Origin of the sequence: Citrobacter sp. TBCS-15 (genome assembly GCF_005280815.1) — a bacterium.
Taxonomy (GTDB): domain Bacteria; phylum Pseudomonadota; class Gammaproteobacteria; order Enterobacterales; family Enterobacteriaceae; genus Citrobacter; species Citrobacter werkmanii.
Map to the genome: position 1 here is coordinate 152226 of NZ_SZWK01000289.1, position 21271 is coordinate 173496.

Annotated in this window: 18 protein-coding genes and 2 pseudogenes; 10 read left to right on the forward strand and 10 right to left on the reverse strand. The window is 52.5% G+C overall.

Annotation, left to right across the window (positions count from 1 at the left end; genetic code table 11):
* Positions 1–283: 283 nt before the first annotated feature.
* Positions 284–1170, reverse strand: a pseudogene (locus FDW96_RS16525) (integrase domain-containing protein).
* A gap of 905 nt (positions 1171–2075) precedes the next feature.
* On the opposite strand from FDW96_RS16525, the gene FDW96_RS16530 reads away from it, so the two are divergent.
* The 4 genes from FDW96_RS16530 to FDW96_RS16545 all read left to right on the forward strand — a co-directional run bounded on the left by FDW96_RS16530 (position 2076) and on the right by FDW96_RS16545 (position 8748).
* Positions 2076–3257 (forward strand): DUF2169 domain-containing protein, encoded by a 1182-nt coding sequence (locus FDW96_RS16530; RefSeq protein ID WP_079223649.1) that lies wholly within the window; start codon positions 2076–2078, stop codon positions 3255–3257.
* Positions 3254–7840, forward strand: coding sequence for a PAAR-like domain-containing protein (locus FDW96_RS16535; RefSeq protein ID WP_137365963.1), 4587 nt, complete (start codon positions 3254–3256; stop codon positions 7838–7840). Before FDW96_RS16530 ends, FDW96_RS16535 begins: the two co-directional genes overlap by 4 nt.
* 2 nt (positions 7841–7842) lie before the next feature.
* Entirely contained in the window at positions 7843–8163 is a 321-nt protein-coding gene (locus FDW96_RS16540; RefSeq protein ID WP_137365964.1) for a hypothetical protein, read from the forward strand.
* Positions 8164–8364: 201 nt separating this feature from the next.
* On the forward strand, positions 8365–8748 hold the full coding sequence (locus FDW96_RS16545; RefSeq protein ID WP_212732922.1) for a hypothetical protein: 384 nt from the start codon (positions 8365–8367) through the stop codon (positions 8746–8748).
* 293 nt (positions 8749–9041) lie between these two features.
* On the opposite strand, the gene FDW96_RS16550 is transcribed toward FDW96_RS16545, so the two are convergent.
* Positions 9042–9260, reverse strand: a complete 219-nt coding sequence (locus FDW96_RS16550) for a SymE family type I addiction module toxin (RefSeq protein ID WP_224759900.1) — start codon at positions 9258–9260, stop codon at positions 9042–9044.
* Between the two features lie 178 nt (positions 9261–9438).
* Between FDW96_RS16550 and FDW96_RS26285 the strand changes: the two are divergent.
* From FDW96_RS26285 to FDW96_RS16580, 6 genes and pseudogenes are all read left to right on the forward strand, one after another.
* Positions 9439–9552: pseudogene (locus tag FDW96_RS26285) on the forward strand (RHS repeat-associated core domain-containing protein); the annotation flags it as partial.
* A gap of 391 nt (positions 9553–9943) precedes the next feature.
* The gene (locus tag FDW96_RS16560) at positions 9944–10198 is read left to right on the forward strand and encodes a hypothetical protein (RefSeq protein WP_042307639.1); all 255 of its coding nucleotides are present in this window, start codon (positions 9944–9946) and stop codon (positions 10196–10198) included.
* 216 nt (positions 10199–10414) lie between these two features.
* Positions 10415–10774, forward strand: a complete 360-nt coding sequence (locus tag FDW96_RS16565) for a hypothetical protein (protein ID WP_042307637.1) — start codon at positions 10415–10417, stop codon at positions 10772–10774.
* Positions 10775–11130: 356 nt separating this feature from the next.
* Positions 11131–12168, forward strand: coding sequence for an extracellular solute-binding protein (locus tag FDW96_RS16570; protein ID WP_042307634.1), 1038 nt, complete (start codon positions 11131–11133; stop codon positions 12166–12168).
* The gene (locus tag FDW96_RS16575; protein WP_137365965.1) at positions 12152–13840 is read left to right on the forward strand and encodes an iron ABC transporter permease; all 1689 of its coding nucleotides are present in this window, start codon (positions 12152–12154) and stop codon (positions 13838–13840) included. Before FDW96_RS16570 ends, FDW96_RS16575 begins: the two co-directional genes overlap by 17 nt.
* 10 nt (positions 13841–13850) lie before the next feature.
* Complete coding sequence (locus FDW96_RS16580; protein WP_079223639.1) at positions 13851–14534, forward strand: ABC transporter ATP-binding protein; 684 nt, start codon at positions 13851–13853, stop codon at positions 14532–14534.
* 24 nt (positions 14535–14558) lie between these two features.
* Here the strand turns inward: FDW96_RS16580 and ldtA are convergent, their stop codons facing one another.
* The 8 genes from ldtA to FDW96_RS16620 all read right to left on the reverse strand — a co-directional run bounded on the left by ldtA (position 14559) and on the right by FDW96_RS16620 (position 21271).
* Positions 14559–15488, reverse strand: a complete 930-nt coding sequence (ldtA, locus tag FDW96_RS16585; RefSeq protein WP_137365966.1) for a L,D-transpeptidase — start codon at positions 15486–15488, stop codon at positions 14559–14561.
* A gap of 125 nt (positions 15489–15613) precedes the next feature.
* A complete protein-coding gene (gene cobT, locus FDW96_RS16590; protein ID WP_061381965.1) occupies positions 15614–16678 on the reverse strand; it encodes a nicotinate-nucleotide--dimethylbenzimidazole phosphoribosyltransferase in 1065 nt (354 codons plus the stop codon).
* A gap of 24 nt (positions 16679–16702) precedes the next feature.
* On the reverse strand, positions 16703–17446 hold the full coding sequence (cobS, locus tag FDW96_RS16595) for an adenosylcobinamide-GDP ribazoletransferase (protein ID WP_042307624.1): 744 nt from the start codon (positions 17444–17446) through the stop codon (positions 16703–16705).
* A complete protein-coding gene (gene cobU, locus FDW96_RS16600) occupies positions 17443–17988 on the reverse strand; it encodes a bifunctional adenosylcobinamide kinase/adenosylcobinamide-phosphate guanylyltransferase (RefSeq protein WP_042307622.1) in 546 nt (181 codons plus the stop codon). Before cobU ends, cobS begins: the two co-directional genes overlap by 4 nt.
* A complete protein-coding gene (locus FDW96_RS16605; RefSeq protein ID WP_137365967.1) occupies positions 17985–19505 on the reverse strand; it encodes a cobyric acid synthase in 1521 nt (506 codons plus the stop codon). The genes cobU and FDW96_RS16605 overlap by 4 nt, the downstream gene beginning before the upstream one ends.
* The gene (locus FDW96_RS16610) at positions 19502–20317 is read right to left on the reverse strand and encodes an energy-coupling factor ABC transporter ATP-binding protein (RefSeq protein WP_038641638.1); all 816 of its coding nucleotides are present in this window, start codon (positions 20315–20317) and stop codon (positions 19502–19504) included. Before FDW96_RS16610 ends, FDW96_RS16605 begins: the two co-directional genes overlap by 4 nt.
* Before the next feature lie 8 nt (positions 20318–20325).
* Entirely contained in the window at positions 20326–21003 is a 678-nt protein-coding gene (locus FDW96_RS16615) for an energy-coupling factor ABC transporter transmembrane protein (protein ID WP_061381967.1), read from the reverse strand.
* Positions 20990–21271: an energy-coupling factor ABC transporter substrate-binding protein gene (locus tag FDW96_RS16620; protein ID WP_006683999.1), complete on the reverse strand. Its 282-nt coding sequence runs from the start codon at positions 21269–21271 to the stop codon at positions 20990–20992. Before FDW96_RS16620 ends, FDW96_RS16615 begins: the two co-directional genes overlap by 14 nt.

Here is a 21271-nt window from a genome sequence, read left to right on the forward strand (position 1 = left end):
CCCTTATGGCCTTCGCCTTTTCTGGCGCAACCCTTTTATTTTCGTCAGGCAGTAACCGGGATCTCTGCCACAGCCATTGATAGAAAATCGTACAGAATTATTTGGCCCCAAATAATTTTGCACGAAAACCGATTAATAATGATTTTTACGAAGGTAATACCTTTTAAAAAGCTATTTCCAATTAAAACTGAACAATTAAACAGTCATCACCGCATCATATTTGAGGTCAAATATGATGCGGCAGACAGCAATCGATCGTGGGGATAACGAAAGGTAATGGCTGTCAGTCAGTATCACCCCGCCGCCCGTACACCTGCGCCACATACCGTCCGCGCCCGTCGCCGTGCCCCAGATCCATCGCCGTCATCGCCAGTGCTTCTTTTTCACTGAATCCCTGCGTCAGATAATGATGGATCGCATCCTGCGCCCACGCATAGCGTAACGAATGGGGGAATACACGCCCGTTAAACCAATACGTGACGCCTGGCTGTGCCAGTATTTCATTGCACTTCTGAGATCCGGTTTATCGAGCAGCCTGTCATGACGGTTTTCTGCAACAGATAGCGCATTATCGAGTGCCTTTCTGACCGCCACAACATCCAGAATAACGGTTTCCCGCAGACGTCCGCCTTTGGTGCCAAACACCACCGTTAACCGGGATTCTTCACGCTCCAGAGCCTGCCGCCATGTCTTCAGAGACTGCGCACTCTGTACCGCTTCCTGCGAACGCAGCCCCATCAGACGGGAGAGTTCCAGTGCTGCCGCCAGACCCGGATCTTTTGCGCGGGCCGTCTCCAGCACGTCACGATAGTGCTCCGGCGTGATCGCCAGCTTTGTACCGTTGCGGGATGCGCCAGACAGACCAAGAGAACGGTTATTCAGCCGCTCACTCTGCGCCAGTTTGTCGCGCCCGGCCTGTTTCAGAATGCAGTGCACCGCCGCCATCTCATTTTGCAGGGAACGCTTTGTAATGCCCTGCGCCAGCCGTTCACGGACATAGCTTTCAACATGCCGCGCTTTCAGGTGTTCCACCCGGCGGATCTGCACATTCTGCGCCATCACCAGACGTTCACAAAAACGCTGCGCCAGCTTAATGCGGTCGTGAACGGTCTTATGGCTGCCTCCCGCCTGTTTCGCCAGCCTCATCATCTCCTGCGCCAGAATTCCTATATTTTCCCCTTTTAATGATTGCCTCAACTCCATAACCCAAAACTGATACAGCTTTCCCCGGCGCACAGGCCGATAGCCCCTGTTTTTTTGTCGGGGCTGCGAACGATACCTGAGCGCCGGGGCGGCAGCCGTTGAGGTGTTGCGGGGTGTCGGTTGTGCTCTCAGAGCAGCCGCCCGCCTGAGCGGGTCATCCCCCGGATCATCCTGATCCGCCTCGGTATCGGTTTGTGTTCTCCTTAATGCGTGAAATGGCCTGAAAAAGTGGTTTCAGAATCCAGCCATGAGCTGGCGCAGTTGAGTTGTCTGGTGCAGAGTTAAAGGGCTGCGTGCGTCACGGAATAAATTCCGACAGATGGCGAGAACCAGCGAAATCAACTGGTGCAATAGAACAGCAGAAAATAATGACCTCTGCCACAGTTTCTGTGGCCCGGCGTGTTACGAGGTTTGCGCCGGTAAAGGGAATGACCATCCTGAATAATTCAGGTGCTTCTTTCAGGCCATGAAGCAAAGGGCGTCGTCCGCAGACAACAGAATGCACGAAGGAGATTATCCCCGGACAGTGGTGAAATAAATGGAAAACTGAATTTCAGTATGTCAGTTTAAGCATTGCTTCAGACAATAACTCCGTACACAGAAACATATTCACCCAGAGAATTACTTAAAAATAATGCCACCCAGTTAAAAATACAATTAACAATATCAATCACATCATTGAATAATAATTTCGCATGCAACACCCAAATAATACATAAAATAATTCAATAATACAGACTTACCTCACATAACCCGCTTTCAAAAGACTTTCTAATTAATGCCACTCTGCAAGCGCATTATTTATATTCATCTACCAAATTAATAAAGCATAAGCAAACTCGGTTTTATATTATTAATCGGAAACATGATACATGGAATTTCGGAATCTGACGCCATTCGCAGTGATGGAATATGCGATGGACGATAAGCATGGCAAACGGTATCACGTCATTGCCATGAAAACCGGCTTTCGCCTTATGCCGAACCCTGAAGGGCAGTGGCAGACAATACTGATGGAATATCCGGCGCTGCCGTTATGCCTGGAGGATAAATTTTTCGGGGAATTAAATACCTCTCCGGTGAGGCAGGAAAGTGACCTTGCCCCCTTCAAACCCGTCTGCGACATCATCGTCAATGGAACGGCTTACACCCAGAATGGCGTCGCTGCGCCAGAAACGATCGCCGGTGTATTAATACACGCCCCGTCGGGTGAAATGATACTGGACAAAAGACTGCTTATCACCGGCCAGCATTTTTACCGGCAACAGCCATTAACCGGACAATGGCATGAAACAGCACCGGGGCCATTTACCTCCCTGCCGCTGAATTATCGCCACGCCTTTGGCGGTGAATGCCGCACCGAACCTGACAGCGAATATGCTGACCGCATCCCGGCAGAATACCGTCTGACCGACGAACAGCGGCGCGAACCCCCTGATCCGTTTAATTCCCCGCTGGCACACACGGTCTGCCCGGTAAACCCTCTGGGGCTGGGCTTTATGCAGTCATGGTATCAGCAGGCCGGTAAAATCCGGCAGGCCGAAGCGCCCCGAATCATCTCAGCTGAATATCCATTCACCCTTCATCATTTTATTGCCTGTCTGGACGGGAAAGCAGACGGGTCTGCACCTGAATTTCAGCCTGCGGGTTTTGGCTGTATCAGCCGTACCTGGCTACCCCGGCTGCCGCTGGCCGGGACTTACAACCAGGCATGGCTGGAAAACCGCCATCCTGACCTGCCGGAGGATTTTAATTTCCGCTACTGGAACTGCGCTCCGCATGACCAGCAAATTCCTTTCCCGGTCCCCGGTACAAGGTTCGTCCTGAGTGGCCTGCATCCTGAGGGTGATATCAGTTTTACATTACCCGCCAGTCGGGCCGGCATTCTGCTGCGGATGGACTCTGGCGAATGTATTCCGCAGATGATGTGGACCGACACGCTGCTTATTGACACGGATGCCCTGACCGTCGAACAGACCTGGCGATATCTGTTACCCGTTAATTCGTCAGTACGGGTGATGGAAGCCCGTTATCACGTGACAGGAGAAGAATGATGGCGAAGAATTATATCGCCCGCCAGGACGGGCTGTGGACGGTCGTCAGCCTGACACCGGATGTCTGTAAAACCCCGATGGGCCCGGCCACGCCGCCCGTCCCTTATCCTGTTACCGCCAGTCTGGGTGATGCGGTGCGGGTTGTCCCGTCAGTCAAAGCGAACGGACATCCGGTGCTGGTACTGGATCAAAGTTTCGTTCCCGCGACAAAAGGCGATGAACCGGGTGTGGCTAAGGGAGTGAAAAGCGGTACGGTGGGTGATATCTGCGAGCCGCTGGAGCACAGCACCACCTTCAGAGTCAGCGGCAGGCCCGTTCTGCGTCACTTTGATACGTTCTGGATGAACGCCAGAAACACCACCGGCATCATTATCGGCCAGCCACCTGCCGCCAGTGTCATGGCAAAAGAGGCAGACCCACAGCCTGCTCCCGAAACGGAGAAAGAGCAAAGCTTCTGGGACATGATGCTGATGGTACAACTTGACCAGAGCCGTGCACAAATCGGGGCTGCTCCCGTCCAGCTGGATTTGGCCATTGGAGGCCTCAAGGCATTCTGGAACCAGTTCCCGGATATGGTGACGATGATGGGCCAAGGTGCCGTGATGCAGCATGCCGGGGAAATGCAGATGAACGCTGCCATACTCTCAGCCACGGGTCAGGAGGCGCTGGGCAGGGATATGTACAACCTGGGGGCGGAGGTTCGGGAGCATGCCGGTGATTTTAACCTGGATGAATACCGTCTGGAGATGGATAACGACACGCAGGCGCTCGGCGGAAAAATTTATAACTATGGCTCTCTGGCACTGGGGGGATATGGCCTGCTTAAAGGGGGATTTACGCTGGTGAAAACCCTGCGGGCCGCCAGGAAGCTTGCGAATGAAGGAAAGCATGCCGGTGAGTTCACCGCTGACTTGCTGAAAATAAAAAATGGCGAAAACGCTGTCGGTGATATGTCCCGCACCGAGAAACTGGCTGATGATGCCCTTCCCGACAGTGACAATGGAGCAATAGTTAAAGGCGAAGGCACGGATAATAGCGGTCAGGGTAATAACGCCAGTCAGGGCAATATGACGTGTACAGGTGACCCGGTGGATGTAGCCAGCGGCAGCCTCATTCAGGCTCTCAGCGTCCTCACCCTTCCCGGCACGCTGCCTTTGACTCTCTCCCGCCTCTATCGCTCACAGGCACAAAGCGGTGGCATCTTTGGCCCGAAATGGACCGATGAGTGGTCAGTCTCTCTGACGGTACATGGTCGCAGTCTGCACTTTACCGACCACGAAGGCGTGGTGCTGTATTACCGCCTTCCACAGGACGGTGTTTTTCGCGATGCCGTTAACTCCCGCCAGGCATATTACCGGCTGTCGGGGAGCCTGCAAGAGGGTGTGCGCATATTTGACCGTCGCACGCAGCAGACGCAGATATTTTCCCCGGCAGGCCACGACATTTACCTGCTGTCTGCCATTCACGACCACCACGGCAACCGGATTGATTTTCTCCGCGCGGATAACCTGCTGACGGAAATTCGCCACAGCGATGGTTACGCGCTTTCGCTTGACTGGCAGCAGCGGCAACTGGTGAGCATCGACCTGGTCACGCCGCAGCGTCAGCGCCTGGTGACGTGCCGGTATGACAGTCACGGTTTTCTGTCAGAGTGCGATACCTTTCAGTTCTCACACCTGTGGCATGACTATTCTCCCGAAGGGTTTATGACCCGCTGGCGGGACACGGACAAAACCTGCGTGGATATCCGCTATGACACTCAGGGTCGCGTTATCAGCACCCTGTCAACGGAAGGCTATTACGACGACCGCTTTGTCTATAACGATGAAGAACACTGCACCACCTACATTGACGCCGAAGGCGGTGAAACCCGCTACTGGTATAACGAAGATGGTCTGGTCACCCGCAGCCTTGACCCGCTGGGCCGGGAAGAAACCACCGTCTGGGACAATGCCCGGCTTCAGTCGCGCACCGATGCGCCGGGGCGCACCACGGCGTACCGTTATAACCGGGAAGGTGACATCAGCCAGGTCGCTCTGCCGGGCGGCTACAGTCTGTACTACGACTACAACGAACACGGGCAACTTACCCGGCTGACCGCACCGGGTAATCAGGTCTGGCAATGGGCTTACGACGATAAAGGCAGCATGGCCAGCCTGACTGACCCGCAGGGGCGGAAGCAGCAGTTCAGCTACAGTGAACAGGGCGATTTACTCCGGCAGATTATGCCGGGCGGTGCCACCTGGCAGTGGGACTACAATCCCCTGCATCAGGTCCGTGAAACCACCGCGCCGGATGGCGGCGTGACGCAGACCGAACAGGATATCCTGGGCAGACTGCTGAGCGTGAAAGACCCGCTGGGCTTCACCACCCTGTTCCGCCACAGTCAGAGCCATGCCGGGCCTCAGGGCAGCGTGGAAGAAATCAACCGCCCGGACGGCGTGCGCGAACTGATGCGCCAGAACAGCGAAAAACTGCCGGAAAGTGTCACCGATGGCGAAGGTAAGACCACCCGCTACGAATATGGCGCGTTTGACCTGCTGACCGCTGTCGTGCGTCCGGATGGAGAACGGCTGGAATGCCGCTACGATAAACTCACCCGCCTGACTGAAATCGCCAACGCCGAAGGTGAATGCTACCGGCTGGAATATGACAAAGCAGGGCAGCTTACTGCAGAAACTGATTTTACCGGGCGCACGCTGACCTACGCTTACGATGCTGGTGGGCGCTGCATCCGCACCACCTTCCCCGACAGCACTCACCTGAACCGCCAGTACAGCGTCACAAACCAGGTGACCCACGAGGAAGTGACGCAGGGCGACAGTGAACGGGTGCTCAGTCGCACGACGTTTACCTACGACGCTTTCAGCCGCCTGGTCGAGGCTCGCAATAATGATGCCACCGTCACGTATGAATACGATGATGCCAGCCGGGTCACCGCCGAAACCATTAACGGCAGGCGCACGGAATATCGTTACGACCCCGACCAGGATACGGTCTCGCAGCGCACCACCGCCGGTATTACTGAGCACTTTACCCGCAGTCTTATGGGTGACCTGACCTCGTGGCAGATAGCGAACCATGCTCCCCTGATTTTTGAGCACGACCTGTGCGGCCAGGAAATATCCCGGCAGAGTGATGCCGGGTTCAGCCTCCGCCAGAGTTACACCCCGACGGGAATGCTGACTGACCAACAGACCGGTGACCTGAACGAACAGAATCCGCACTACCGGCGCAACAACACCCTGCACCGCCAGTGGCTGTATGACAAAGCGTACAACCTGACGATGATTGCCGATTCTCACCGGGGAACGATGGTCAACAGTCTCACGGCAAACGACCAGATAAGCCACGCCACCTGGACCGGCAGCAGCAGCGTACCAATGTGCGAGGAGCGTTTCACTTACGACAGAAACCTCAATATCTCCCGCCGCCAGACCTGGGTAAATGATGTACTGGAAAGCGAAGCTCACCAGCATCAGCAGCATGGACGTATGGTATCACGGGAATGCAAAGAATGGCGGCACTCAACACATCGCATTAACCCGGACAGCGGGATGCCGGAAGAAGGTAAATTTATCAGAGTCATCCGGGATGAGCAGACCACCTGGAAATACGATGCTAATGGTCGCCTGGTGGAAAAGCTGCTGGATAAAGGCGGCTACCGCCCGCTCACCTGGCGCTACCGCTGGGATGCGCGGAGCCAGCTAACAGGACTGGAAACCCCGGAAGGCGAACGCTGGGAATATAAATACGACCCGTTCGGCAGACGCATCAGCAAGCGCTGCACCAACAAGAACAAACCCGGAACAGATTTTCACTGGAACGGCGACCAGCTAACCGAAGAAATCCCGGTCAGCCCGGAAGGTACACCGGAATACGAAAACGCCATTCGCTGGATATACGAGCCGGGCAGCTTCACACCGCTGGCACGTTATGAGAAAGGACAACTGCACTATGCGGTGACCGATACCGTTGGACGTATTCAGGAATTACTGACCGAAGACGGCACCATTGTCTGGCGCGGTAAACAGCGACTGTGGGGCCAGGAAGAAGGCAGGAACAAAGAAGACGCCCCCACCTGTCGCCTGCGCTTTCCGGGACAGTATGAAGATGAAGAATCGGGGTTGTATTATAACCGGTTCCGGTACTATGATTGCGGGACAGGGCAGTATCTGTGCGCGGACCCCATAGGGCTAAGAGGTGGGTTAAATCCGTATGGATATGTCAAAAATCCGCTGAAATACATAGATCCGTTGGGTTTATGTAAAACAGAGATAAATAATGATGGTCCATTATTACCTGATTCAGCATGGCACAAGAATGCACCCCATCAAGTAACACCAGGTACAAGAGAATTGGAACATTATAAATTTAATCCTGATACAGGTGAACTTGAATATTCCACTGTTAAGTATGATCAATATGGCAGGCAGATCCAACGTACTGATTATAGTAATCATGGGTATGGTAATCCGTCGGCTCCAGATTATCATTCTAATCCTCATGTGCATGAGTATGAATATGGTCCTGGATATAGTCCAAAAGGGAAACAAACCAGAACTAATACAGGGGGGAATTGACCATGAATATCAATAAGCTAAATCACGCACTAATAAACAGCAATATATTAAAGATGGTGCATATAGATATTGATCCTATCACCATGAAATATAATGTATTATTTTCATTAAGTGATAATGAAGATGTCGTCGATGAAGTATCTTTTTATTTTTATGATGTCAGTAATATGAGAATGGAAGATATAGGTGGTGGATTAACTCAATTCATGCATCTTAAAATATCAGTGATTGATGTTTCAAATGATCGTAATAAATATAAGCTAGAAGATATTGAAGATTCTAAAATATCATTTGAATTTAATTCTGTTGATCTCCTGAAATAAATACTTTCAGTTAAGAGCCGGGAAAGATCCTCTTGTCTTCCCGGTTTTTGATTGCACTATAACCAGTTCTGGTACTACGATTGTGACACGGGATAATACCGGTGTGCTGATCCGATAGGGCTACGTGGGGGGATAAACAGTTACGCGTATGTACCTAATCCGCTTGGCTATATTGATCCGTTGGGATTATGTAAAACGGATGTGGGTAATTCTTATCCCGGCCCTAAATTACCAGATAATATTGAATCAGCTTTCGAGAATGGGATATATACAAATAGAAAGTTGACTCAGGATGAATTTTCCTATAAATATCATGGTGTAGATAATAGAACCGGTAGAAAATATTCATGGTTAACGAATAAATTATATACATCAGAAGATACACTGAGGCAGGATCTTGCTATTCGCCATAATTGGGGTGTCAATATTACTGATGTGTCAAAATTTAGAGTTCCTCAAGGTACATGGGTTAGCGAGGGAACCGCAGCCGCTCAGGGCGCAGGATATCCTGATGGTGGATATCAAGCTGTGATATCGAATATTCCAGATGTTTGGGTAACAAATACAACAGGGGTTCCGTGGTAATGAAAACAGAAAATTTACTTAATGTTTTAAATGAAATAATTATTGAATAAAAAAACAGTCTGCTGATTTTTTTCATTAAGGTATAATAATATAAAGAACTTAAATAATCACTTAGAGTCCATTGAGGAATTATCTACATGCAGAGCAATGGCTCAGTATGCTAATTTTTCTATTACAGAGGAAAGAAAACTCGATAAAATAGTAGACTATGCAACAGCTATCTTAGCAGGAGATAAAGCATAATAATTCAATAAAAACCGGGGAAGATCCTCAATCTTCCCCGCCTTTATTATTTAATCCCCGTTCACCACATTATTTACCCCCGCCTTAACATGATTCATCGACTTTTTCATCAGATAAAGCTCCTTCCGTAGCTCCCTCACTTCGTCCACTTCCGAAATCTTCACCGTGACGCCTTTCCCTGTCTCAAATCCCGCTTCTCTTAACCAGTCACCCTTGAGGGTCAGGCTGGGATGCTGTGAGTAATATGTGGTCATGCCGGTTTTACGCATGCTCTGACATAGCCGGCTTTAAGAGTGTGCTGGGTTTTGGGTATGATATTTTTTGTGTTTAACATGCTGATTAAATAGTAAAATAAGCATTGTGCAGATAGTTTAATTTATCAGGGTATGGCGGTAGCGTATGAACTACGACGCGATGAGCTTGGTAATTTACATACAAAGCTGACGGTACGATTCACACTCCGGTGAGATTCTCTGTCCTGACCCCATAGGGCTAAGAGGTGGGTTAAATCCGTATGGATATGTCAAAAATCCGCTGAAATACATAGATCCGTTGGGTTTATGTAAACAAACAGGTGGTCGGCAGGTTTTAAACCCTGAATCTATATCCGGATGGGAGAAAGCAGAATCAATGTATGATCTCATTCGTTTTGATCCGAATGATATTTCTTTAATAGAAAAAAATACAGGTTGGAAAGAATCCATTATAGCCAGAGTTAAAAATCATTTATTCTTCAAAGATCATATGCTATGACAGGGGATTATCTCGATTTGATGCAGATCCAGCAATTGTTAATGCTTGGGATCGCTTAAAAACTGGCGATTACACGGCTAGTGATATTAACCTTCTACGACATGAGCAATTTGAGTCACGATTTGAAGGAATATTTGGTACAGACTACAGGGTAGCACACGATGCCGCAGAACGAAGTGGCAGAGTATGGGAGTAAATTATGGCATATCATATTGAAATACTGAAGTTTGAAGAAACAGATGAAATGGCGAAATATAAGTTTCGTCCAACGTCATCAAAATATTCCATAACTGACTATGGAGTTTTTGAAATAAATAAAAAAAATGGTGAAGTTGCTTTGTTAAAGCAAGTCACGAACGATACTAAAAATGTTTTTTATATGAGAGCTATGTTTAAAATTTTAACCTGTTGGCGGAAAGGATATTTACCTGAAAAGGAAGAGTGGGCATCATAATCTAAGGCAGGGAGAGTAAAATAGAATAATTATTTGCTGCTATGACCTAAAAATAAAGCCGGGAAAGATCCTCTTATATTCCCGGCTTTTATTGTTTAATCCCCGTCAAATCCCGCCTTCGAGCCTGCTTCGCTCTTCATCCGGCAGTGCGTCGGCCTGCTGCCAGAGTTCGTGTAGCCATCCTTGCTGGCATCGCCCCCCCGACCAGTTCATCAAGTGAAACTGCAACACACCAGCCAGCTTAAGCAGCGTCTCCAGTTGCGGCAAAATATGCCCCCTGTATATCCGTGGGGATTTTGGTTTTACGGTTGGAGCGGGAACTTTAAGACGGCGCAGGGAAACGAAGAAGTGACCCAAGGCAGCAGTGACCGGGTTCTCAGTCGTACGACGTTCATCTATGACACGCTGTGCCGCCTGGTGGAAGCGAAAAATGACGACGCCACCGTCACGTATGAATATGATGACGCCAGTCGGGTCGCAGCCGGTATTACAGCGCACTTTATCCGTGGGCTGATGGGAGAAATCGCTCAGTGGCAGATAGCCGACCATGCCCCGCTGACCCTGGAGCATGAATAGGTGGTCATTCTGGTGGTCTTGACAATCCCGATTTTTATGTTTAGCTTACCAATCAGCCAGTTAATAGCTAAGGCGATCCCAGTCAGAGGAGCCAAATTTAAGAAGCCTGCTTAAGGAAGCTTAAGCGGGCTTTTTGCTTTTCAGGCTTTCATAAAAGCATCTTGCATAAGCGTTCTGCCTGTTATACCGCCCCTATTCCATGTCTCATCACACCATTGATTAAAGTTATGTAAATGTAAATCGTTTAAACTTTGCAATTATTGTAACTGCTAGTGATTATCATTTATTGTACGCGAGCCAAAAGAACGAGCCCTGCTCGGTTCACTGTACGTTCCAATTACTCTGGGATATAAACGATGAATGCTCTGCCTCGCACCGGACTGCGCCGTATCACGCTTGCCTCTGCCCTGGTCTTCGCTGTTAGCCTGCCGGCTTTCGCCCAGGAAACATTAACGCTTTACACAACCCGCGAACCTGGCCTAATCCAGCCTTTACTTGATAGCTGGACAAAAACCAGCGGTATCAAAGTAAGTACGGTCTATATCAAGGATGGCATGCTTGAGCGTGTCAAAGCAGAAGGGAAAAATTCACCTGCCGACCTGCTGATGACCGTAGATGCAGGCAATCTCCTCGATTTAGTTGAAGCGGGTGTGACCCAACCGGTAGAGTCAGAAGCGCTGAAAGCCGCCATTCCTGCTAACCTGCGCGGTGCAGATAATCAGTGGTTTGCGCTTTCTATGCGTGCCCGCGTACTGTATGCCGAAAAATCAATGCCCATTGATAACTGGCATTACGAACAACTCGCCAGCCCGGAGTATAAAGGAAAAGTCTGTATCCGCTCTGGACAACATCCGTATAACACGGCGCTGATTGCCGCGATGATTGCCCATCACGGCGAAGCTAAAACCGAAGACTGGTTGCGCGGCGTGAAAGCTAACCTGGCCCGTAAAGCTACCGGCGGTGACCGCGATGTTGCCCGCGATATCCTTGGTGGAATTTGTGATATCGGTCTGGCTAACTCCTATTACGTCGGCCATATGAAAAATGCCAAAGAAGGCAGCGATGCTCGTCAATGGGGCGATGCCATCAAAGTCGTAAAACCAACCTTTGAGAATGGTGGTACACACGTCAATATCAGCGGCGCTGCCGTTGCCCGCTATGCGCCAAATAAAGCCGATGCCGTTAAGCTGATGGAGTATCTGGTTTCCGCACCTGCCCAGCAGCAGTATGCGAAAGCGAACTTCGAATATCCGGTACTGAAAGGCGTAACGCTTGATCCGGTTATCAGCGCCACCATCGGTGAAATTGATGTCGATAAGACACCGTTAACCGAAATCGTGAAGTATCGTAAACAAGCTAGCCTGCTGGTAGATAAAGTTGGATTCGATCAATAAACCTTTGCAGTTTCCAGCGTTACGCGGCCTGGTTTCCGGGCCGCAGTCATTATTAACGCCGTTGCATCTTGGCGCGCTGTGCGTGGCGCTTGGCGTCCTGACACCCATCATTGCGCTGATCTGGCAGGCTACCCAGGCCGATTTATCTCACTGGGATAATCTCCTGACGTGGGTGTTGCCTGCCGCGTTAAAAAACACCGTACTGTTGTTAGCGGGGGTCGCCGTGATGGTCGGCGTCATTGGTGTAGGTAGCGCATGGGCGGTGACGGCATGGGATTTTCCTGGCCGCAAAATTCTCAGTTGGGCGCTACTATTGCCGCTGGCGATGCCGACCTACATCGTCGCCTTTGCCTGGCTCGATCTGCTGCATCCGATTGGTCCCCTGCAAACCTTTATTCGTTTCTTACTGGGCTTTGACAGCCCACGACAGTTCCGCCTGCCAGATTTACGCTCTCTTTCTGGTGCAATAATTCTGCTCGGCTTAGTACTTTATCCTTACGTGTACCTGACCACACGCGCCATGTTTATCAGCCAGCCGGCTCATTTGCTGGAAGCCGCACGTACGCTGGGATGCAGCGCGACCGGAACTTTTTTTCGTGTTGCCCTCCCCATGGCACGTCCGGCCCTGGCCGTTGGCATCAGTCTGGCATTGCTGGAAACGCTTAACGACATCGGCGCGTCGGAATTCCTTGGGGTACAGACGTTAACTGTTACCGTGTACACCACGTGGATCTCGCGCTCCGATTTATCTTCAGCTGCGCAAATCGCCAGCATGATGCTGATGTTTATCTTCTTTATTCTGACGCTGGAATTTTATGGCCGCAGAAAACAGGGGTTCAGCAGCCGCAGTCTGCGGGAAATTCAACCCACGCGCGTGCAGGGTTGGCGCGGCTGGCTGCTTGGTGCCGTTATTTCGCTGCCGGTTGTGCTGGGTTTTCTGGCCCCGGTGCTGTTTTTAATGTGGGAAAGCGCCAAACGTATCGGCGATGACAACTTCCTTTCACCCTCGTTACTGTCAGCATTACAAAATACGCTCTTGCTCGCGGCGGGAACCACGCTGGTGGTGGTTTGTGTCAGTCTGTTGGTGGCCTGGAGCGCTCGCCATAGCGCTGCAGACAACGCGATGCCGGGGTTTCGCCGTGGCGTGATGCGTCTGGCCTCTTTAGGCTACGCGGTTCCCGGCACAATCCTGGCGATTGGTTTTTTAACGCCCGCCATGGCGGTTGACCGTTGGCTGGCTGACTTGCTGGATGTGCGTGGCCTACCGCTGATGTCAGCCGGGATCCTGCTGGTTATTTGCTGTGCTATGCGTTTCCAGGCGATTGCCATCGGCGCGCTGGATTCCGGTCTGGGACGCATTCCACCTTCGCTGGAGCAGGCTTCCCGGCTGTTGGGCGAGAATGGTGCGGGCACGTTTGCACGGGTTCATTTCCCTTTACTCCGCCCGGCCCTGGTGAGCAGCGCTCTGCTGGTTTTTGCCGACGCGATGAAAGAGCTACCCACAACATTACTTTTGCGTCCGGTTAACTTCGAAACGCTGGCAACATTGCTGTATGCGGAAGCCGCTCGTGGAACTTATGAAGAAGGTGCAATCGCTGCGCTAATGATTGTTTTAGCTGGCACGCTACCGGTTATTTTATTGGTGCGTCACCAAATGACTCGCCGGGGTTAAGAGAGTAACAATGTCAGAAATTGCATTACGCCTCCAGGATGTGCACGTTGCCTATGGCAACAGCCAGCAATCGGTACTGAATGGATTTTCAATGTCGGTACGCAAAGGGGAAATCGCCTGTCTGTTGGGTGCTTCAGGCTGCGGGAAAACCACGGTTCTACGCGCAGTTGCGGGGTTTGAACGACTGCGAAGCGGAGAGATCTATGTGTCCCAGCATCGTGTTGCCGCTCCCGGTGTTCATCTCCCGCCTGAAAAACGCCATGTCGGCATGGTTTTTCAGGAATATGCGCTATTTCCACATCTGACCGCGCACCAAAATGTCGCCTTTGGATTACGCCGCATGCCGCGTGAAGAGCAGCAGACCAGGGTGGCGGAACTGTTAAAAATGGTGGAGTTACATAGCCATGCCAGCCGCTATCCCCATGAACTTTCCGGCGGTCAACAGCAGCGCATCGCCCTTGCACGTGCGCTGGCACCACATCCGGAAATCCTGTTACTGGATGAACCCTTTTCCAGCCTTGATAAGCGCACACGTGAGCGCCTTGGCAACGAGGTACGGGATATTTTGCGCGCTGCCGGGCAAACGGCACTGCTGGTTACCCACAGCGAGCATGAAGCGCAGCTAATGGCAGACCATATCGGCGTGGTAAAAATGGGCCAGTATCAAATTAAAAAAGCGCCCCATCTTACCTGACGATAAACCTGGGCCGCTTTGATATTAAAAATGCTGCTGAACCTGGCTGATGTTTACTGGCATGCCCGAGCGTCTTTCCAGCGCCTGATTCCCGCGGCTCACGTCCACGCCACTCCCGCTGATAAATGTGCGCAAAGCGGGAGTGATCGGCAAGGGAACCTTTCTGTCAGACTCGTACTCCGAACGATTTCGTGACAGCGGCTCATGCACTTCTACCCAGCGACTGCCGTCTGGCTCCACGCTGTATTTCACCGGTCGGTCAATCAGTTGCACACGCGTTCCAACCGGCACCGTGTCAAACAGGTACTTAATATCGTCATTACGCAAACGGATGCAGCCCTGGCTCACCCGCAGACCAATACCAAAGTTAGCATTGGTACCGTGAATGGCATAAAGCCTGCCGATATAAATTGCATACAGACCCATCGGATTATCTGGTCCGGCAGGGACAAACGCCGGTAAGGTTTCCCCACGTGCGGCGTATTCACGGCGGGTATTCGGCGTCGGGGTCCAGCTCGGCGCTTCCTGCTTACGCTCAACCGCGGTCACCCAATTACGCGGGGTTTCTCTCCCTGCCTGACCAATACCAATGGGTAAAACCTCTACCGTATTGCTGCCCGCGGGATAATAGTAAAGACGCATTTCGGCGACATTGATAACAATGCCTTCACGCACGGTATCCGGCAATATCAGTTGCTGCGGCACCACCAGCGTTGAGCCAGACTTAGGCAGAAAAACATCTACGCCGGGATTGGCCTCGAGCATATTGCTCAATCCCTGCCCGTACTGCGCGGCAAATGCCTCCAGCGGCTGGGTGTTTCCGGGCGGGACCGTTATCGTCAGCGGGGTACCTACCAGACGACTACCTTCTGGCGGCAGCGGATAACTCACCGCGTGTGCTACCTGACTTGCAAGCAGCATGATGAGTGAACAAAGCAGTTTTACACGACGCATCTTTTACCTTTCCGTTGCCGCAGCCGATATCCAGTAATTATAGCTTTTATTATCACTTTTAGTGGGTTACAACTTCAATGCGCATAAAAAACCTCGCCAAGCGGCGAGGTTCATGGCTCACGTAACTATGCTTCTTTACCATCCGGTAGCACAATGTTGCTGGCGGCTAACTGCCCCATGTTGTGGTACATCGCGCAGGCTGCCTCAATAATCGGCATCGCCAGCGCGGCCCCGCTGCCTTCACCTAAACGCATCCCCATATTGAGGTACGGATCCAGCCCCAGATGCGCCAACGCAGTGCGAGCCCCCTTCTCAGCAGAGAAATGTGACGGTATCAGATAGGGTTTAATCTGCGGTGCGATCTGGCAGGCCGCCAACGCAGCAGAGTATGAAAGAAAACCATCCAGCACGACCGGCAGCCCACAGGAGGCCGCGCCAAGCATCACCCCCGCCATGCCCACCAGATCAAACCCGCCCACTTTAGCCAGTACATCGATACCGTCATTACGATCCGGTTGATTGACGGCAATGGCTCGCCGCACAATCTCAACTTTATTGCCTACTCTTGAAAGCGGCAGGTTAGCGCCAATGCCTACCACATCCTCGGCATCGCTGCCGGTCAGCACGCTGACGATAGCCGCCGCAGGCGTGGTATTTGCCATACCGAGTTCACCCACGCCAAACAGCGTTACGCCCTCTTTCGCCAGTTCATGGGTATAGCGGATAACTTCCAGCAGCAGTTCCTCGGCCTGCGAACGGCTCATTGCCGGGCCCTGGGCAATATTGCCGCAGCCGCGCGCGACGCGCATATTCACCACGCCGGGGATAAGCTCCGCATCAATCCCGACGTCAATGACATGCACCTTTGCTCCAGCCTGAGCGGCCAGAACGCAAACGCCGGTCGTGCCACGCGTCATATTGGCGGCCTGAATAGCCGTAACCACTTTAGGCGAAACGGCAACCCCTTCATCCCAGACGCCGTGATCGGCGCACATCACCAACATCGCTTTGCCGTTCACATGCGGTGCGCCTTTCAGGCCAGGCATACCAGCCAGTTGCACGGCGAGCGATTCGAGGCGACCCAGACTGCCCGGCGGCTTTAGTAAGCCATCAATATGCTGCTGAGCACGCAGCATCGCGGCACTGTCAGGTGAAGGAATCGCGTGGAGTAAAGAGGTTAAAGTCTGCATAAGGGTTCCAGTATGTTGGCTGACTCAAAGCAGAGCCAGCAAGAATATTAACTCGCCAAGTTCAATGGCTGCGCCCAGCGTATCGCCGGTTTGTCCACCCAACGTACGTTTTAATAACTGCCCAAGAATGAAAATCGCCACCATCGTGACAACCAGCGCCGCCACGCCCCGCATACCCGGAAGCAGCACGGCGGCCAGGATCGCCGCCAACCCCAGCGTGACGGCGGTTTGACGCCCGGTAATTTTGCCGATGAAGACATTACCCAGCCCTTCTTCGCGGGCGTAGCGATGTCGATACATCAGCAAAACAGCGGTACCCCGCCCGGCGACACATGCCGCAGCCAGCGCCGCCAGCATTGGCGTGCCACGTAAAGCCAGTTCGCTCACGACCAGCACTTTGGCCAGCAAAACGAAAATTAACGCCAGCCCGCCATGGGTTCCCAGACGGCTGTCGCGCATGATTTCCAGCATCCGTTCGCGTCGACGGGCAGAAAAAATACCATCACAGGTATCCGCCAGACCGTCCAGATGAAAACCTCCGGTCAACAACGCCAGCGTCAATACGGCGAACAAGGCTGCCAGTGGAATACCACACCAGGGCTGCAGCGCCATAAAGACCAACCCCGTTAGCCCGCCCAGCACCACGCCTATCAGGGGGAACATCACGATACCGCGCGAATAGTGCTCGAAATCCAGTCCTTGCGACCAGCGAGCAGGAACGGGCAAGCGGCTGATGAAAGACAGCATTGCCCAGAACAACTTACTCATTTAATTTTGACTCCAATTCCTGATACCACCAGCCACACCTCATCAGCTGCCGTCGCCAGTCGCTGGTTCACGCGTCCTGCAATATCGCGAAAATGACGGGCTAGACGGTTTTCCGGAACAATCCCCATTCCGACTTCGTTAGTCACCAGTACGACCGTTGCCGGACAGCGCTGACAGGCAGCAATTAGCGAACGGATCTCATCCTCGATGGACTGCTCCATCGCTGCGTAATCCCAGCTATCCGGGTCGCTGTCACCACCCAGCGCAAACAGCAGATTGGTTACCATGGTGGTGATACACTCCAGCAAAATGGCTTCCTGAGGATCGTTTGCTGCCGTTATCAGTTCATCAAGATGTTGCCAGCGCTCGGCAGTACGCCAGTGCGCGGGGCGTCCATCACGATGGTGCTGAATTCGCGCCGCCATCTCCTCATCAAAAATCTGCGAAGTCGCGATATACAGAACGTTTGGGGAATCAGCGATCAGCGCTTCCGCATGCCGACTCTTGCCGCTTCGTGCGCCGCCCGTAACCAGAATCATCATACGGGCTCCTGATGTTGCTGCATGATGGTATAAATTTTCTCAATATCGATGTGTTGTCGCATCGCATCCGCCAGCAGATCAAACTGCTGCGATTTATATTGCGCGTAATGGAAAGTGGAATCCAGCGGTGCTAACCCTTTGCGTACACGCAAGCCATTCACCAACGCACGGGTAAATGCATCGCTGTCGAACAGTCCGTGAAGATAGGTACCGAAGGCCAGGCCATCCGGCGTTACCGCGCCGTCGGACACATTGCCGTCTTCTTTGCGCAGTGTCATTACCGACTGGCATGCTTCGGATAATGCCGTTTCGCCCATATGGATTTCATAACCGCGAACGGATAACCCCGCCGCGCCCGCCAGCCAGTCAGGCAGCGCAGAAGACATTTGCCCCTCAACCAGGGTCGTGGTTTTATGCTGGGCAAAATGGGTCACCGTATTAAGCAAGCCCAGACCCGGCAGCGTACCGAGCCCTGATTCCACCTCATCAATGATGGTGTCGCCGAGCATTTGGTAGCCACCGCAAATCCCCACCACCGGAACGTTATTACGATGCAATTGCACGACGCCATGCGCCATTCCGCTTTCACGCAGCCAGACCAGATCGCCCAGCGTGTTTTTGCTGCCTGGCAGAATCACCAGATCGGCCCCCGCCAGCTCTTCAGGCTGGCGAACATAGCGCACGCGCACGTCCGGCTGAGCAGCAAGCGCATTGAAATCAGTAAAGTTAGAAATGTGCGGTATTTGAACAACGGCGATATCGATATCGCGTTTGTCAGTGCGCAAATACTTGCCCTTTTGCAGCGCAACGCCATCTTCGTCTTCCAGATCAACATCCAGCCATGGCATGACGCCCAGCACCGGAACACCGGTCAGCGCTTCAATTTGCTCGATACCGGAATACAGCAGCGCCACATCACCGCGAAATTTATTGATGATAACCCCTTTTACCCTGGCGCGTTCATGGTCATGCAGTAGCGCCAGCGTGCCGTAAATAGAGGCAAACACGCCGCCACGATCGATATCCGCCACCAAAACGACAGGGCACTGCGCCATCTCAGCCATGCCCATATTGACGATATCGCGATCGCGCAGATTAATCTCAGCGGGGCTTCCCGCGCCTTCCAGCACCAGCACATCGAACTCCTGCGCCAGGCTATTATAAACTGACAAGATCTGTTCCCGCAGACGTGGCTTGTACTCGTGGTAACTCACCGCGTCCATATCGGTTGCCACTTTACCCATCAGCACTACCTGCGCTTTACGATCGCTGGTTGGCTTAAGCAGCACCGGATTCATACGCACATCCGGCGTAATACCGGCGGCTTCCGCCTGAAAAATTTGCGCGCGGCCCATCTCTTTACCCTCTGGCGTAATGCCCGAGTTCAGCGCCATATTCTGCGATTTGAACGGCGCGGTACGCAGTCCGTCCTGGTAAAAAATTCGACACAGCCCGGCGACCAACACGCTTTTACCCACATCAGATGCCGTTCCCTGCAACATTATTGCCTGCGTCATGACGCCTCCTTCAGTGCGTTCTCTCGCATACGACTAAAAAATTCAGCCTCTGTTTTACACAGCGGGAAACCCAGCTCAGTATGCAGCTTTACCAGCCAGGGCTGAGTTAATCCCGCTTGTTCAATAAGATCCGTCCGGGCGAAAACCTCCCCCGGCGTGCCATGCGTCAGCACTTCGCCCCGGCGTAAAACGTAAACTGCATCGCTGACCTCATAGATAAGATCGATATCATGGCTGGAGATCACCACGTGATTTCCTTGCGCCACGATGCGCTTGATTATCTCAATCATCTGCGTGCGGCCTGATGGGTCAAGGCCTGCAGTGGGTTCATCCAGTAGCAGATATTGCGCCTGCAACACCAGCGCACCAGCAATCGCCACGCGTTTTTTTTGCCCGTGGCTTAAACACTGAATCGGCTGATGGCGAAAATGCTGGGCATCAACCAGCGTGAGCGCATCCTCCACCCGGCGTGAGATCTCAGCTTCATCCACCCCAAGGTTGCGCAGGCTGAAAGCAATATCGCTGTCGATATCGGTATAAAAGATTTGCTGATCGGGATCCTGAAATACGGTTGCCACCTGCTGGCGCAGCGCCAGCAGGCCGCGCTTGCTGTAATCCAGCGGTTTGCCCTGCCACATCACCGCGCCTTGCTGCGGTCGCAATAACCCGCTCAGATTCATAAACAGCGTGGATTTCCCGCAGCCATTGGCCCCTACCAGCCCGGTGACGGCATGCGTAGAAAAGTCCAGCGTTAGCCCTTTGAGGATCGGGTCATCCTGATAGCGAAACCAAAGCGCTGAAGTGGCAAGCATACTTTTCCTTACAGGTGAAAATCACCTTGATACAGTTTGATATCCAGGGTGGTGGTCATTTGCTGGTAGCGGATCAACACACGGGTAAATAACAGTCCCACCAGCATCGCCAGCGAGCGGTAGCCCAACGGCAAGCTACGATAACCAAAACGCAGCGTTTGTGCGCGATGAATAGCCAGCGCCTCGTCTAACAGGATAAAAATAAACCGCCAGGTCAGCAGGATCTGTTCAGTCAGCAGGCGAGGAACGTGTGCGCGTTTGAGTAAAATAATCAACTGCGGAAACGGCAGATTCAGCACTAACCAGAAGGTTGCCGCCAGCGCCGCAAGGCTGCGCCAGAAGGTTTCATTGGCAGTGACCAGTCCTGGCGCGCTCACGCCGAACCAATAGCTTCCCACGGGGATACTGGCCAGCAGGGTTTGCGGATCGCGACTAAAACTAAACAGGATAGTTACGACGCCGACCGTCAGGAAACCAAACGGCAACGCCATCCAGCGGCACCAGCGCCAGAAGGAAATGCGCAGCAGCCAGCAGCTCAGTGCGGCAATCAGCAACAGCTCGATACCCTGCCCCAGCGGGGGCAGAGTGAACGCCAGAATCATCATCATCAGCCAGAGCAGAAATTTCCGCACCGGCGAGACATGAAACCAGCGGCTTTGATAGCTAAGCCTGTCAAGCCCGGTCATCACGGCGTTGTCTGCCCTTGGTGTAACCCAGAATGTAGAAAATTACGGCTGCGCCCAGCGACCCCTGGAGCGTAAACAGCAGGCTTTCAATTTCGCCACTTGCCGGTTCGTACAACGGCTGGAACCACGGCTCATAATGCGGGGCGATAGCCTGAATCTGGCTTTCCGCCTCACCGTCTGAACCACCGTACTCTCCACCGTGGTTGATAAAGAACGGCAGGATCACCAGCGCCACCACCATGCCTAACAAAATCAGCGTCTTTTTCAT

What these genes read in the sequence shown, in the direction of transcription:
- FDW96_RS16530 (WP_079223649.1), top strand. Translation starts at nt 2,076, where the DNA reads ATGGAATTTCGGAATCTGACGCCATTCGCAGTGATGGAATATGCGATG.
- FDW96_RS16535 (WP_137365963.1), top strand. Translation starts at nt 3,254, where the DNA reads ATGATGGCGAAGAATTATATCGCCCGCCAGGACGGGCTGTGGACGGTC.
- FDW96_RS16540 (WP_137365964.1), top strand. Translation starts at nt 7,843, where the DNA reads ATGAATATCAATAAGCTAAATCACGCACTAATAAACAGCAATATATTA.
- FDW96_RS16550 (WP_224759900.1), bottom strand. Translation starts at nt 9,260, where the DNA reads ATGCGTAAAACCGGCATGACCACATATTACTCACAGCATCCCAGCCTG.
- FDW96_RS16560 (WP_042307639.1), top strand. Translation starts at nt 9,944, where the DNA reads ATGGCATATCATATTGAAATACTGAAGTTTGAAGAAACAGATGAAATG.
- FDW96_RS16570 (WP_042307634.1), top strand. Translation starts at nt 11,131, where the DNA reads ATGAATGCTCTGCCTCGCACCGGACTGCGCCGTATCACGCTTGCCTCT.
- FDW96_RS16580 (WP_079223639.1), top strand. Translation starts at nt 13,851, where the DNA reads ATGTCAGAAATTGCATTACGCCTCCAGGATGTGCACGTTGCCTATGGC.
- ldtA (WP_137365966.1), bottom strand. Translation starts at nt 15,488, where the DNA reads ATGCGTCGTGTAAAACTGCTTTGTTCACTCATCATGCTGCTTGCAAGT.
- cobT (WP_061381965.1), bottom strand. Translation starts at nt 16,678, where the DNA reads ATGCAGACTTTAACCTCTTTACTCCACGCGATTCCTTCACCTGACAGT.
- cobS (WP_042307624.1), bottom strand. Translation starts at nt 17,446, where the DNA reads ATGAGTAAGTTGTTCTGGGCAATGCTGTCTTTCATCAGCCGCTTGCCC.
- cobU (WP_042307622.1), bottom strand. Translation starts at nt 17,988, where the DNA reads ATGATGATTCTGGTTACGGGCGGCGCACGAAGCGGCAAGAGTCGGCAT.
- FDW96_RS16605 (WP_137365967.1), bottom strand. Translation starts at nt 19,505, where the DNA reads ATGACGCAGGCAATAATGTTGCAGGGAACGGCATCTGATGTGGGTAAA.
- FDW96_RS16610 (WP_038641638.1), bottom strand. Translation starts at nt 20,317, where the DNA reads ATGCTTGCCACTTCAGCGCTTTGGTTTCGCTATCAGGATGACCCGATC.
- FDW96_RS16615 (WP_061381967.1), bottom strand. Translation starts at nt 21,003, where the DNA reads ATGACCGGGCTTGACAGGCTTAGCTATCAAAGCCGCTGGTTTCATGTC.
- FDW96_RS16620 (WP_006683999.1), bottom strand. Translation starts at nt 21,271, where the DNA reads ATGAAAAAGACGCTGATTTTGTTAGGCATGGTGGTGGCGCTGGTGATC.